The organism is Paenibacillus sp. DCT19, assembly GCF_003268635.1.
Taxonomy (GTDB): domain Bacteria; phylum Bacillota; class Bacilli; order Paenibacillales; family Paenibacillaceae; genus Paenibacillus.
Genome location: NZ_CP029639.1, coordinates 775,592 through 789,701, shown reverse-complemented (window position 1 = coordinate 789,701; position 14,110 = coordinate 775,592). Strand labels below are relative to the sequence as shown.

Genomic DNA, 14,110 nt, shown 5'->3' with positions numbered 1-14,110 from the left:
GAGGAGCGTCCTCTCTCGCATCTGTGAAAGAGGTCGTGCGCGGAAAACCTCGGCTAGATGATCATCGGACTGATTTTTAATTCATTTTGAATACAAAGGAGAGCTAGCATGACCAGAAAGACGAAGAGAACCATATGGATATCTCTTGCCGCCTTCGTATTGATTGTTGGTGGAGCTGCGGCATTTTATTTCGGTTCTATTCTCAATCAGTTGAATGGTTTGCAAAAGGAAGGCGACGAATCTCCGTTTGCCGGTATCGAAAATGTTGAAAAAGTGAACACCCCTGACCCGCCGAAGTGGGAGGGAACTGACACCGTAAATATTTTGGTTATGGGTGTCGATGCTCGTGGATTAGCCAAAGGCGAAGTTCCTCGTTCAGACAGCATGATGGTGGTATCACTCGATCCACTCACCAAAAAAATCAATTTGTTCTCCATTTTGCGAGACACTTATATGAATATAGACGGCTACGGTAAGGAGCGGATTAATACCGCGATTACACATGGCCCTAACACAGCAATGAAAGCCGCAAGTGACTTACTCGGTATCCCTGTTCAGTATTATGTGTATACGGATTTCCAAGGATTCATCAAATTAGTTGATGCCGTTGGCGGTGTAGACTTTGACGTAGAGAAGGACATGCATTATACAAGTAAAGCAGACAATAACGAATACGATATTGATCTCAAAAAAGGTTATCAGCATCTAGATGGAAATACCGCTCTGATGTATGTGCGCTTCCGTCATGATGCGATGTCAGACTTCGCTCGCTCCGAGCGTCAACGCGAGTTCCTCAAGGCCGTTGCGGCGAAGATGCAGTCGACAACAACGATCGCGAAGCTGCCTTCCATCCTGGAAGAAGTTAGCCCGTATGTAGATACGAATCTAACCCTTTCCGATATGTGGAAGCTAGGTGGACTGGGCTATCAGAGCAGCATGAATGGCAGTGAACAGATTCCACCAATGAACATGCTCAAGGAAGAGCGCACACCTGGTGGAGCACAAGTGCTAACTGTAACGAACGAAGAGAAACTTAAACAACACATTCAGGATATTATTCATCCCCTGCTGATCCTGAAGACAGCAGCAAGGTAACGGAAGATAAAACGGCTAGTGGGGACGAACCCAAATCCTCCGAACAACCAGCACAGTAACAACTTCGAAGTCGAACACACAGAGGGCAGCCATCACGCTGCCCTCTCGCTGTGTTCTGCTAAGTATAGAAATCATTCAAACCATATTGAAAGGAAGTTATCCCATGAATTCATTCCCATCTCGCTCACGTTCCGAAGTTTTATATGAAGAAGCACTTCAACATATCGTTGGTGGCGTTAATAGCCCGTCTCGTTCTTTCAAAGCCGTTGGCGGTGGTGCACCCGTATTCATGAAAAAGGCACAAGGTGCTCATTTCTGGGATGTTGATGACAACAAATATATTGATTACCTCGCTGCTTACGGTCCTATTATTACAGGACATGCTCATCCTCATATTACAGAGGCAATTACGAAGGCGGCTGCCAATGGCATCCTGTACGGTACACCAACCGAGCTTGAGATTCATCTGGCCAAAATGTTAAAAGAAGCGATCCCTTCCATGGATAAAGTTCGCTTCGTTAACTCAGGTACCGAAGCGGTCATGACAACGATTCGTGTAGCACGTGCATATACCAAGCGTAACAAAATTGTGAAATTCGCTGGCTGTTATCACGGACACTCCGATCTCGTATTAGTAGCTGCCGGCTCTGGTCCATCGACGCTTGGTATTCCGGATAGCGCAGGTATTCCAACGAGTATTGCCCATGAGGTTATTACGGTTCCCTTTAACGATCTGGATGCTCTCAAAGACGCTCTAGAGCGTTGGGGTGACGACGTTGCCGCAGTCATGGTTGAACCCATCGTAGGTAACTTCGGTATGGTCATGCCAGAACCTGGCTTCCTCGAAGGGCTCTGCGCGATGACACGAGACAATGGTTCACTCGTCATCTATGACGAGGTTATTACAGCCTTCCGTTTCCACTATGGTTCTACTCAGACATATGCCGGCCTGGAGAATCATGCTGAGATTGAACCGGATCTGACGGCATTAGGTAAAATTATTGGTGGCGGTCTCCCGATTGGTGCATATGGTGGACGTAAACATGTCATGGAACAAGTTGCTCCACTCGGCCCTGCTTATCAAGCAGGAACCATGGCGGGTAACCCGGCTTCCATCTCTGCTGGTATCGCCTGCCTTGAAGTGCTGCAAGGTGAAGGTGTGTACGAAGAAATGGAACGCCTTGCAATTGATCTGACCACTGGGCTACAAGCTTCGGCAGATCGCCATGGCATCGATGTAACAATCAACCGAATTCGCGGTGCCTTCTCCACTCATTTCTGTAATCACCCGGTTACGAACTATGACCAGGCGCAGGATACAGACGGAGAAAAGTTCGCCTCGTTCTTCCGGCATATGTTGAACCGTGGCATTAATCTGGCTCCATCCAAGTATGAAGCGTGGTTCCTGACTACTGCACATACCGATGAGGATGTACAAGCGACATTAGAAGCAGCCGAAGCTTCCTTCAAAGCAATGGCTCAGGAATAATTTACAATGCTAAGTCGTGTCTAAAAACTCGGCAAACTCTGCGTCCTTCGGAATTCTCAGACACGCCTTAGAGGCGTCGATAAACGGTGATGGTGACCGTTTACGACGCCTCTTTTTTTACGTTTCTATCTGATCCATTCTAATGCTGGACTACATGTAACCTCTTAATCTGCTCTGCGATTATTCGCATTCCCTCTGCAATTCGCTGTTTCGGCACGTTGGATATGTTCAATCGCAGCATTTTATCTCCGTGCATCCCCTCCGGGTAATAACGCTCTGTAGTTCCTGCCAGAACTCCATACTGTTCCAAACGAGTCAACAATGCCTTGAGCGGAATGTTGGCCGGGAGGGGCAGCACCGTATGCTCCCCTCCTGTACGCGGCGCTTCCTTGAAAGGTCTAAATTCAGGATAAACATCTAACTGCTCATGAACCTCACGCATGCGCGCGGCATAGCGATTGCGAATCACTTTGCCATGATGGGCAAACATGCCACTGCTTATATAAATCTCTAGTGCAGCCTGAGACAATACGGAGGTGTCAATATCGAGCATTTTTTTGTACATATGGAAGGAAGAGGTAAGCTTCTGGGGCAAGATCGCAATGCCTATGCGCAGACCCGGAAACAGAATTTTGGAATAACTTTTCAGATAAATGACCCGTCCGTCCGTATCATGGGAAAATAAAGGGTCTTGCTTCGAATTATCTTCCAGATCGGCCAAAAAATCGTCCTCAACGACGTATACATCGTACCTCACGGCGAGCCGAATTAACCGTTTCTTCTCCGACGTTGTCAGTGATGTTCCAAGCGGATTATGAAATCGTGGCATGACATAAAAGAATTTGATATCGCCCTCTCGGAATTGGCGTTCTAATTCATCCCAGTCCAATCCACTTAGTGAGCGTTTAACCCCTGCAATCGGCACGTTTAATCCACTTAATAGTGAAGGCATATTGTGATACGTCGGTAATTCGAGCAGCACTCGCTGCTTTCCGTTCGGAAAAGGCATTAGTGCGAGCACTGCAAGTGCCTGCTGTACCCCTGATGTGATAAAGAACTGATCCGTATGGGCAAAAACCTGATAATCGGCAAACTGTCTCTGTACTAACTGAATGAGTGAAGGCAGACCTCTCTCCGTCCCATACAGAAATAAATCAGCCTGTTTCTTCTCCATCGCTTGATCTACACAATGGCGAAAATCGGAATAAGGAAATACCCGTGGATCAGGTGCAGCGGAGGCAAAATCCAGCGGCTCATTCCATTCAGCATCATCTACATCTGCACCATTCTGTACAGCATAATAGCCAGACTGAGGGATCGCATACACCAGATGTCGTTCCTCAAGCCACTCATACGCTCTAATCACGGTACTGATGCTACATCGATGCTGCTGTGCTAAAGTCCGAACTGCTGGAAGTCTGATCCCCTTATCCATCCATTGCCCTGTATTCTGCTCGCGAGACTGCTCCTGAATCCAACGTTGTATGGACTCCGCGATAACTTCATATTTCTTCTTCATTCCAAGTTCGCACCTCCACAATTGTACCGGTACAGTCTTTATTTATGTTCATTGTAACACGTTCTTCCCGGCAGTATATTGATAGGGTCAACATGATCTTATGAATTAAGCGGAGGAATCGACATGAAACAATCCCCTACTCGTACTCAAGGTTTGGCCTATGTGGCAGCGGTTGTCTATGCGGCTATTATCGGCTTATCCTTTTTATTTGCCAAAATGACAGTGAATATCGCTCATCCAATTGATGTGTTAGCACACCGATTTGCCCTGTCCCTGTTCGTGGTCAGTATACCTGTTGTTTTGGGATGGATTCGGATTAAACTCACGTGGGGAGATCTATTGCGGATTATCCCACTTGGTCTTCTGTCTCCTGTATTATTTTTTGCATTCCAGACCTTTGGGCTTGTCTCATCAAATTCATCAGAAGCTGGTATTATCCAGGCCATGGCTCCTGTATTCACACTCATTCTGGCTTCTGTTTTTCTGAAAGAAAGCACAACAACGTTACAAAAGCTATTTCTGATGTTATCGGTGGCTGGTGTGATCTACATCTTCTTGATGAAAGGCACTGCTATGTCTCTCGGCAATTTTAAGGGCATTGCACTACTTCTGCTCTCCACCATTTGCTTTGCAGGTTATGGTGTTCTTGCACGACCCCTGACGCAAAAATATAAACCGATGGAATTGACGTGGGTAACCTTGATGGTTGGAGCCATTGTCTTCAACGCCACATCTGTCATTCGCCATATTTCAATGGGAACATTATCGGATTATGTCAATCCACTTGGGGATGGTTCTTATCTGGGCTCGATCGCCTACCTGGCTATCCTATCAACCATGGTCTCTACCTTGCTTGCTAGTTACGCACTGACCCATTTGGAGGCTTCGCAGATGAGTGTATTCAGCAATCTGTCCACGTTAATTTCGATTGCAGGCGGGGCTTGGGTTCTACATGAGCCGGTTAGTGGTTATCATTTTATCGGAGCATTGCTCATTATTGCAGGTGTTCTTGGCACCAACATGAGTGGTAGGAAGCGCAGTCTAGAACCTAAACTTAGAGCCTGATGTTGCGTTAATTCGTTGTTGAAATTAAGCAAATACATTGACCTAAGTACCGCTCACTTGTATGAAGCACAGGATTCAAGTAAACACTGCTGAGATAATCTATAAGTAAGTGAGGTTCCCTCAGCATGAAACCAACCCAGCCTTCATTCCTGCAAGCATTAATGCTTATGATGTTAACAGTGGGGCTTGTCAGTCACGTATTGATCATCCCGGCTCTTCTCACAGCTGCCAAACGAGATGCGTGGATATCCGTTCTGCTGTCTGCAGGCCCCTTCCTGTTATTTACCCTCATGCTTGCCTACGTCTCCCGGCATCTTGAGCATCAAACCTTCAATAACTGGTTATCGAATCATCTCGGTAAATCAATTGGTCTGCTGTTTCGTATCGGAAACAGTCTCTTCTTCCTGTCCTTGATCTATTTCACTTTGCATGACACAACCACTTGGACCAAAACAAACTATCTACAGGATACTCCGGTAATCGCAACAACGATCGCCTTAATGGCCGTGTGTGGTTACACCGCTTATAAAGGCATACGCACCCTAGCGTTCACAGCCGGATTGTTACTTCCACTCGTGGTTCTGCTTGGCTTCTACGTAGCTATCGTCAATATGCAGTATAAGGACTATAGCCGCTTACTGCCTGTGCTTGAGCATGGATGGTCGCCTGTTATGGATGGCACATTGTACTGCCTGGCTGGCATGTTTGAGTTATTGTTTATCTGGTATATTCAGCCTCATCTGCGTTCTCGTATTCGAATATGGCAATATCTATTACTCGCCTGCATCATCGTAGGCTTAACGCTTGGTCCACTGATCGGAGCCATTGTGGAATTCGATCCGTATGAGGCGGCCAGGATGCGTTATCCCGCCTTTGAGGAATGGCGTATTGCTTCCTTGGGCAAATATATTGCCCAAACGGATTTCTTTTCGATCTACCAGTGGCTCGCTGGTTCTTTTACACGGATATCCCTCGGTATGTATATTGTGGTGGAGATATGGAATATTAAAAACGCCTATACAAGAAAAGCTGCCTTTAGCGCGCTCACTGTCGTTTTTATCATGACGATGTTACATCCATTGGATGATATCACGTTCGAATATTTGCTCGTACATGTTATTTTCCCGGTTAACGTGCTATACCTGAGCAGCCTTGCTGTAGTCGCCACTTTCACTGCGTGGTTCAGTTCGCGCGCTCAGAGGAGAAAACAACATGGAGCACACACCGATTAACTCCGAATCCCCAGAGTCCCTATATGCTTCATTACAACAATTGTTTAAATCCTGTGCAGACGTTGTTGTTCAATCCTATCCTTCTAGGCAGCCAGCTGGACTATCTGTCATTTTGGTATATTGTGAGGGCTTAACAGATACCAAACAAATTAATCAATATGTTGCTCCTCGACTAGAACAGGCTAGACTCGATGCAGGCATGCCACTGCCTTCACAACTGGAACTCTCCATGAGCTCCATTCAGGATATACAGGATGTGCCCAATATTAATCGCCTCGTATTTAGCGGACAACTTGTCCTTTTCTTCGGGCAGGGACAAGAGGCCTATAGCATGGATATCGCCTCCATTCCGGGTCGTACCCCAGAAGAATCCGCCATTGAGACATCGGTCAAAGGCCCCCGCGATGGATTTACCGAGGAGCTCAGCACCAACATTGCCCTTATTCGAAAACGCCTGAAAAGCGATTCCATGTGTTACGAGAAATTTGTTAAAGGAACCCGGACACAAACTTCCATGGGACTGTTGTATATAGGCGATATTATTAACCCGGATATTCTAAGCGAAGCTCGTCACAATCTCAATCAGATTGAGATTGATGGTGTTCTCGGAACCTCGCTTGTGGAAAGAGCCGTTATGGGCGGAATCAAAAGTATTTTTCCTTTAACGGATAGCACTGAACGTCCTGATTATGTCGTTGATTCCATCCTTAATGGCCGCTTTGCCGTTCTCATCGAAGGCTCTCCAGTAGCGACAATTGCACCTACTACCTTATTTAATCAGCTGAAGTCACCCGAAGACGAGAGTACTCCGTTTTTTATCGTGACCTTTGAGCGTATTCTTCGCATTGCGGGTTTATTAATCGCCTGTTTCTTTCCTGCCTTCTATATTGGATTAACCAGCTTCAATCTGGAACAAATTCCATTACCTCTGCTCGCGACCATTGCAGGCACTCGAATGGGACTACCTATGCCGGTCACACTCGAAGCCTTCCTAATGATCTTTATGTTTGAATTATTCAATGAAGCTGGACGTAGACTTCCCAGAGCACTGGGACAGACGGTTAGTGTCGTTGGTGGACTTATCATCGGGGATGCCGCTATTCGGGCGGGAATTACCTCCCCCACCATTATTGTAACCGTGGCGATCTCTGTCATTTCTAGCTACATTCTTGTGAATCCCGTTCTAAGCGGAGCCACTTCACAGATCCGCATTTTCATGCTGGTTCTCTCTTCTGTACTCGGGCTGTTTGGATTCATGGTTGGTTTCTTCGCTCTAATCGTTCACTTGGTGTCTCTGGAATGTTATGGCGTATCGTATCTGTCTCCTGTATCGCCTTATATCCCTGGTGACTTTACTCAATCCGTATCAATGCTACCTACAATGAAACGCAAACAACGACCTAAGGCTCTTCATACCCAGGATACCACCCGAAAGAAGGGAGATTCATGAGGTGCTCCGTGCAGCGCATGACATGCCTCATCCGAAAAATAGGGCTCTGGCTGTTCGCCATTATTATGGCTATTCCCCTATCTGGATGCTGGGATTCGAAGGAAGTCCAGAGCATTAATTTCATCACTGCGCTGGGTATTGATTACGTCAAGGATCACTATGTAGCCTACGCACAACTGATTGATTTTTCGAGCATTGCGAAGCAAGATGGTCCTACCTCTCGGGAAGGGAGTCAAATCTGGATCGGCCAAGGTGAGGGAGCAACACTGAATATGGCGATCAACGATCTATACCGCAGTTCTCAACAGCAGACGTTATGGACCCATGTGAAGGCCATCGTATTAGCCGAAACTGCACTGAATGGGCATCTAGAGGATATCTTCGATACCCTTATGCACTCCGGGCAACTTCGCTATACCCCTTGGATTTTCGCTACGGCGGACGATATGAAGGATCTGCTCTCTTCCTCCGCTCTGCTGAATCAATCTGAACAGACAATTGAGTTATTCGAACCGATTAAGCTATATAAACAATACTCAGCGTTCGAGCCTATTCGCATGCATCAGCTTCTAGATGGATTCCGAGAACCTGCGTCTACCATTTTGGTTCCCTCTGTTACGAATACGAATCACACATGGACACATCAGGATCGGAAGCCACCACTCGTGCAGATGAATGGATTTTACGTTATTACAGGTGGGCAAAATCAAGGAAGAGTAGACGCAAATCATGCCGCAGGAGCAAGATATGTAAACTACAACAAAGTCTATCAGTATCCGCTGTACGTCTATTCGGACAAGCAAAAATTACCCAGCCTATCCCTCATGCTCCGTGATCCACGAACTGTGATACGAGCGAAGAAGAGTGGAACCGGGGTTCAGTTTGACCTAAAAACAATCGTTAAAGCTACGATCATTGAAGACCATAGTAACCATCAATCCAAACAAATGTTGGAACTAGAGGCAGCGCAGCAAATTCAGAACGAGATACGACATACCTTTCAACATGCACAGGCGAGGAAAATAGATACCTATGGCCTGGTCGAGTACCTATATCGCCATGACCACCCTTGTGGTCTACACACGCCAACAAACGAGCCGATCCAATTGCCCATTTCAAGTTGGGTCAGGTGGATGTTCATGTCGATATTATGAATGCAAGCACCTATAAATATAATGCTTCAAAATAAAAGGCGAGCCATTGCCCTTACATTTAGTAGAGGGTCATTGGTTCGCCTTTTGGTGTGCAATCATTTTGATGTGCTAACATGTTCGGTGTTCCACCGTTATTCATCTACGCTATCGGAAAAGCAACAACACTCATCAATGCTAATTCAGGCTGCGTCGTATCCAATCGACTGTACTGCACAATGATTGGCACATTGCTGGATACAGTGATTGCGTATGGCACTCCGAGTGGAATAGACTCACCATTTGCCTGCAAAGAAGCTGTACGGATGTGTTTCGTTCTGCGCCCAGGTACCGTTGCCGCGATCTGCTCCAATGGGTCGCGATCCTCGAAAAAAATGGTGAGCTGAAGTTCAGCATCTTCCGTGCCTGTGTTCAATACACAGATGCTCTCATGGCTCTCCAATGTACCACTACTATCTGGCGGAATGTATCCATCGGGGATCACCCAATATGTATGGCCTTTTGCTCCCCCTGCGCTGTGTCCTGTATGATCGCTCGTGACATTCGTCTGATTCGTTCCCACTATGCCAACCTCCTCGTCTTCAACTGAGTGCTTCCGATTGACCTCTGCTTTATTGCTAGAAATTCCCTCTAACGCAAGAACATCTGTAATGGCTGTAATCTTAATTCACGGATGGCTTCAGCCACTTGCTCGGCAAGACGATGAGCACCGCGCTCTTGAAAGTGCGTGTTGTCTTCAACACCTGCAGGGAAGTTCATAAATTCACCAGGCAGCACCCACATAAAATCCTCTTTGGTACCCTCGATACCCGTCTGCTCGAACAAAAGACGGCTTCGCTCCGCAAGATCAATTAGCGGAACTTCTTCCTCTTGCGCTAATTCACGTACAGCTACGATATAATCGCCATGCGTATCTGTTAGCGTGCCGTCGTCCGCAAAATAGCGACGATGAACGGGCGTAACCAGCACTGGACGAGCCCCTGCCTCACGGGCGACATCAATATATTTTTTCAAATGCTCTTTATATGTTGTGAAAGGCTTCGTTCCCCGACTAGGATCTGGCTTCTCATCGTTATGTCCGAATTGAATAAAGAGATAATCCTCTGCCTTGATCTTCCTCTGAATGGCATCTAAGCGTCCCTCATGAATGAAACTGCGAGAACTGCGTCCTGATTGCGCATGATTATCTACAGCCACATCGTGTTTGAATTGAGCCGGCAACAACTGCCCCCAACCACAGTAAGGGTAACCACTCTCCGGTTGATCCGTAACCGTGGAATCGCCTGCCAGGAACACAGTCATGGTCTGGTTCGCAAGTGTAACTTCCAATGCATTAATTCGTGGTGCTGGGCCTGAGAAGGATAAGCGAAGCTTGCCTCCTCGAACAACGACAGAGAATCGAACCTCTGCACACTGTCCTGGCAACGTATGAATGGTTGGTACCATGAGTCTGCCTTCTCCAGCTTTGACACGGGTACGTGTCTCAGCCAGCTCATCTCCAGCAAGCATCATGATCTGATACGTGCCATCCGGCACATCCATGACAAAGGAGGCTTTCGTTGGGATACAGAAGCTTGAACGTAATTGGGAGGCCAGGTTAACCGGCTCCCCGTTACCTTGAGTGCGATTAGCCCCTCGTGATGACTCATTCTCATGGATTCGTTGTTTCTCATACACGATGGAGCCTTGTTCAAATCCGAATCCCTGGTGAGCCTCATAGAATGTATTCGAAGATACTGCCTTGTAACCTTCTATTTCTTCTCCAGGGCCAAACTTAAATTTCCATGCTGTAATTGTACTCTCGTTGTTCTCTGCCGTTGCCTCCGAGGCAACGGCATGACGATCCTGAGCATTATTCAATGGAAATAGCCTCCTTGTTCAGCGTTCTGTTCCAACGCGTGCAATTAGCCTTTCAAACCGCTGGTGCTCATCCCTTGTACAATTTGTTTCTGGAAGATGAAGAACACAGCTACAACAGGTACGAGACTGACGATGGACATCGCGAACATCGCTCCCCAGTTAGAGGCAGATTCGCTATCCAGGAACATTTTCAGTGCCATTGAAACGGTGTATTTATCCGGTGAATTCAGGTACAATACGGGACCCAGCAAGTCTTCCCATCTCCAGTAGAAGGAGAAGATTGCGGCAGTAGCGAGCGATGATTTGATGAGTGGCATAATAATCTGAATGTATAGCCTGAATTTGTTACATCCGTCAATCGTAGCTGCCTCATCCAATTCCTTAGGAATCGTTCGAATGAACTGCACCATCAGGAAGATGAAGAACGGCATCCCGAAGAATGTAGGAACAACAATCGGCAGGATCGTATTCAGCCAACCAAGCTTTGTGAAAATAATATATTGAGGAACGAGTACAACGTCATGTGGCAGCATGAGAGTCAACATCATAATGGAGAACCAGAAGGCACGTCCTTTGAAGTTGAGTCTGGCAAAACCGAAAGCGATCAATGATGACGATATTACTGCACCAATGGTTGAGATAATAACAATGACAAGCGAGTTCGTAATGTAATCCATGAACGGTCTACCGCCAGCGCCTTTCCAACCATCAACATAGTTGCTCCAGATCCATTCTGTTGGGAAGAGCGTGTCTGCTGTAACAAAGATGGTGCGGCTTTCCTTGAAGGAACTGAACAGCATCCAGAGTACAGGATAGAGCATCAGGAGGGCTAGAGCTGCAACGAACAGGTGATAAATGGGCCATTTTACATTTCTCCAAACCATCGTTACTTCCCTCCTTCGGATTCATAGAACACCCAGAATTTGGATGTCAGGAATACGGCTACAGTAAGCAAACCAATCATCAGCAACATAATCCAGGCCATTGCCGAAGCGTAACCCATGTTGTTAAACATAAACGCCTGACGGAACAGGTATAGAGAGTAGAGCATCGTACCGTCCATTGGACCACCCTCTCCTTTGGAGATGATGTAGGCAGGTACAAACGTCATGAATGCACCAATCGTCTGCATGATCAGGTTGAACAAAACAATTGGACTGAGGAGTGGCAAGGTGATGCTGAAAAATTTACGAATCGGATTCGCTCCATCCACACCCGCTGCCTCATACATCTCAGGAGAGATATTTTTGAGACCCGCTAGGAAGATCAGCATGGAAGAACCAAACTGCCATACAGACAGCGAGATCAGCATCACGAGGGATGCATCAGGGTCACCGAACCAGCTTATTGGCCCCACCCCGATTGCTACGAGTGCACTGTTAATGACACCTTCATTACTGAAGAGGTTACGCCACATAATGGATACAGCGACACTACCACCGATGATAGATGGCAGGTAGTACAAGGTACGATACGTTCCAACCATGCGAGAGCCAGTATTCAGGATCATCGCTACGAAGAGGGCGAAAATCAACCTTAACGGTACCCCAATGAATACATACAGGAATGTTACCTTAACCGAGTTCCAGTATTTCGGGTCTTCAAAGAACATTTTGTAGTAGTTGTCGAGCCCGATCCAGCGCGGAGAAGTGAACAAGTTATAACTCGTGAATGACATATATAGAGAAACAAACATGGGGATCAGCGTAAAGCCCAGAAAGCCAATAATGAACGGGCTGATAAACGCATATCCGGTCAGGTTTCTACGTAACGACGAATACTGTCTCAATGGAACGAACCTCCTTCATAGATCTGCTTGCGCTATGACTGGTTTCTCAAAATGATTGGACGGGAAAGGCCCTCGCAGAAGCGAGTAGCCCTGTTCCCGTCCATCCCAGTCGCGGGATGAGCAAGCAATCATTCAACTGTTATTTATTGTTGGCTAGGACAGATTCAGCATTTTTACGGAATGTCTCTGCCGCTTGCTCTGGTGTGATTTTGCCAAAGTTCAGTTCTTCAACAACATCTGCTAGGGATGAGATTACTTCAGGTGAACCTACTGGTGGTGGCGGGCTCATTGGAGAAGCTTTTGGCTCCATCGATGCTACGAAATCAAATACTTGTTTGGTTGCGTCGCTCAGTTCAGGTGCAATCGCTTCTTTGATTGCTCCAGAGATAGGCACACCGCGCTCACCTTTGATCAATTTGTTAGCTTCTACATCGTTCACCCAGAAATCGATGAATTTAGCCGCTTCTTCTTTTACTTTCGAGTTGGACGTTACACCCCAATACATACTTGGCTGCATATAAAGACCTTTTTCCATATCAGGACCTGGCATTGGTGCAATTGCAAGTGGACGGTCAGCTACTTGTTGCAAGGCCACGAACTGATTCGACCATTGCCATACACCGATTCCTTTTTCTTTCACCAGATCGGATTCTTCAATAATGCCTTTAGTTTGGTTCGCGATATCTGGAGTCGGCGCTGCACCTTGCTCAATCATGCGACGCATAAGTCCGAAGAACTCAACGAATAATTTATCGTCGTCATAGCCAAGGCCAGTTCCTTCCGCATTGTACAGTGACAGTCCTTTCGTACGCAGGAAGTAGTGGAAGAAGATATCCGGCGCTACCCCACCATCCAAATACAGACCTTTATCTGCGGTTTGTTTACCCAGCTCTTCGTAGGTTTCCCAAGTCATATTATCCGGAATGGCATCCACACCTGCTTTTTGAAGCAATGCCGGATCGTATTGGAAGCCTAGAACGTTAACACCAGCAGGCACACCATATTGTTTGCCGTTAATTACGCCAGTGCTGATAACATTCTCAGAGACATCGTCTACTTTGATCTGGTTGCCCAGATAAGGAGCCAGATCTTCTAGCTGACCATTCTGTGCATACTGGCTAATGTAAGAGATGTCCATCTGCACAATGTCCGGCAATTGACTTGCCGCTGCTTGTGGAGCGAGCTTTTTCCAGTAATCATCAAATGAAGCATATTCCACGTCGATTTTGACATTCGGGTTTTTCTCTTTGTACAGGTCGATGACCTTCTGTGTGTATTCATGCCGTGCATCTGAACCCCACCAAGCGATTCGTAGGTTAACCGATCCATCCGAGGATGAACCTTCTGTTCCTCCGCCTGAACTACATGCCGCTGTAAAAACGAGCAAAGCAGCCATCATCAGGAATATTGCCTTTTTCACCATGCCAATCTCCCCTTTTATGTTGATATGGTTGTGTGAA

12 protein-coding genes are annotated in these 14,110 nt (G+C 46.7%); 6 read left to right on the top strand and 6 right to left on the bottom strand.

Annotated elements, in window-relative coordinates; genetic code table 11:
• Positions 1–108 precede the first annotated feature (108 nt).
• Positions 109–1,095, top strand: coding sequence for an LCP family protein (locus tag DMB88_RS03645; protein ID WP_128100246.1), 987 nt, complete (start codon positions 109–111; stop codon positions 1,093–1,095).
• Positions 1,096–1,258: 163 nt separating this feature from the next.
• Positions 1,259–2,584 carry a glutamate-1-semialdehyde 2,1-aminomutase gene (locus DMB88_RS03640; protein ID WP_128100245.1) on the top strand — a complete coding sequence of 442 codons (1,326 nt, stop codon included), beginning with the start codon at positions 1,259–1,261 and terminating at the stop codon, positions 2,582–2,584.
• A gap of 139 nt (positions 2,585–2,723) precedes the next feature.
• Here DMB88_RS03640 and DMB88_RS03635 read toward each other — a convergent pair whose 3' ends face one another.
• Positions 2,724–4,103, bottom strand: a complete 1,380-nt coding sequence (locus tag DMB88_RS03635) for an aminotransferase-like domain-containing protein (RefSeq protein WP_128100244.1) — start codon at positions 4,101–4,103, stop codon at positions 2,724–2,726.
• A gap of 123 nt (positions 4,104–4,226) precedes the next feature.
• On the opposite strand from DMB88_RS03635, the gene DMB88_RS03630 reads away from it, so the two are divergent.
• The 4 genes from DMB88_RS03630 to DMB88_RS03615 all read left to right on the top strand — a co-directional run bounded on the left by DMB88_RS03630 (position 4,227) and on the right by DMB88_RS03615 (position 9,004).
• Complete coding sequence (locus tag DMB88_RS03630) at positions 4,227–5,168, top strand: DMT family transporter (RefSeq protein WP_128100243.1); 942 nt, start codon at positions 4,227–4,229, stop codon at positions 5,166–5,168.
• 125 nt (positions 5,169–5,293) lie between these two features.
• Positions 5,294–6,400 carry a GerAB/ArcD/ProY family transporter gene (locus DMB88_RS03625; protein WP_128100242.1) on the top strand — a complete coding sequence of 369 codons (1,107 nt, stop codon included), beginning with the start codon at positions 5,294–5,296 and terminating at the stop codon, positions 6,398–6,400.
• Complete coding sequence (locus tag DMB88_RS03620) at positions 6,381–7,850, top strand: spore germination protein (protein ID WP_128100241.1); 1,470 nt, start codon at positions 6,381–6,383, stop codon at positions 7,848–7,850. Before DMB88_RS03625 ends, DMB88_RS03620 begins: the two co-directional genes overlap by 20 nt.
• A gap of 17 nt (positions 7,851–7,867) precedes the next feature.
• Positions 7,868–9,004 carry a Ger(x)C family spore germination protein gene (locus DMB88_RS03615; RefSeq protein ID WP_254438610.1) on the top strand — a complete coding sequence of 379 codons (1,137 nt, stop codon included), beginning with the start codon at positions 7,868–7,870 and terminating at the stop codon, positions 9,002–9,004.
• A gap of 139 nt (positions 9,005–9,143) precedes the next feature.
• Here DMB88_RS03615 and DMB88_RS03610 read toward each other — a convergent pair whose 3' ends face one another.
• From DMB88_RS03610 to DMB88_RS03590, 5 genes are all read right to left on the bottom strand, one after another.
• Positions 9,144–9,563 carry a sensory rhodopsin transducer gene (locus tag DMB88_RS03610; protein WP_128100239.1) on the bottom strand — a complete coding sequence of 140 codons (420 nt, stop codon included), beginning with the start codon at positions 9,561–9,563 and terminating at the stop codon, positions 9,144–9,146.
• A 68-nt stretch (positions 9,564–9,631) separates the two neighbouring features.
• A complete protein-coding gene (locus DMB88_RS03605; RefSeq protein ID WP_254438609.1) occupies positions 9,632–10,795 on the bottom strand; it encodes a rhamnogalacturonan acetylesterase in 1,164 nt (387 codons plus the stop codon).
• Between the two features lie 110 nt (positions 10,796–10,905).
• A complete protein-coding gene (locus tag DMB88_RS03600) occupies positions 10,906–11,745 on the bottom strand; it encodes a carbohydrate ABC transporter permease (RefSeq protein ID WP_128100237.1) in 840 nt (279 codons plus the stop codon).
• Positions 11,746–11,747: 2 nt separating this feature from the next.
• On the bottom strand, positions 11,748–12,650 hold the full coding sequence (locus DMB88_RS03595; RefSeq protein WP_128100236.1) for a carbohydrate ABC transporter permease: 903 nt from the start codon (positions 12,648–12,650) through the stop codon (positions 11,748–11,750).
• Positions 12,651–12,789: 139 nt separating this feature from the next.
• On the bottom strand, positions 12,790–14,073 hold the full coding sequence (locus tag DMB88_RS03590) for an ABC transporter substrate-binding protein (RefSeq protein WP_128100235.1): 1,284 nt from the start codon (positions 14,071–14,073) through the stop codon (positions 12,790–12,792).
• Between the last annotated feature and the right edge of the window lie 37 nt (positions 14,074–14,110).

What these genes read in the sequence shown, in the direction of transcription:
- DMB88_RS03645 (WP_128100246.1), top strand. Translation starts at nt 109, where the DNA reads ATGACCAGAAAGACGAAGAGAACCATATGGATATCTCTTGCCGCCTTC.
- DMB88_RS03640 (WP_128100245.1), top strand. Translation starts at nt 1,259, where the DNA reads ATGAATTCATTCCCATCTCGCTCACGTTCCGAAGTTTTATATGAAGAA.
- DMB88_RS03635 (WP_128100244.1), bottom strand. Translation starts at nt 4,103, where the DNA reads ATGAAGAAGAAATATGAAGTTATCGCGGAGTCCATACAACGTTGGATT.
- DMB88_RS03630 (WP_128100243.1), top strand. Translation starts at nt 4,227, where the DNA reads ATGAAACAATCCCCTACTCGTACTCAAGGTTTGGCCTATGTGGCAGCG.
- DMB88_RS03625 (WP_128100242.1), top strand. Translation starts at nt 5,294, where the DNA reads ATGAAACCAACCCAGCCTTCATTCCTGCAAGCATTAATGCTTATGATG.
- DMB88_RS03620 (WP_128100241.1), top strand. Translation starts at nt 6,381, where the DNA reads ATGGAGCACACACCGATTAACTCCGAATCCCCAGAGTCCCTATATGCT.
- DMB88_RS03615 (WP_254438610.1), top strand. Translation starts at nt 7,868, where the DNA reads ATGACATGCCTCATCCGAAAAATAGGGCTCTGGCTGTTCGCCATTATT.
- DMB88_RS03600 (WP_128100237.1), bottom strand. Translation starts at nt 11,745, where the DNA reads ATGGTTTGGAGAAATGTAAAATGGCCCATTTATCACCTGTTCGTTGCA.
- DMB88_RS03590 (WP_128100235.1), bottom strand. Translation starts at nt 14,073, where the DNA reads ATGGTGAAAAAGGCAATATTCCTGATGATGGCTGCTTTGCTCGTTTTT.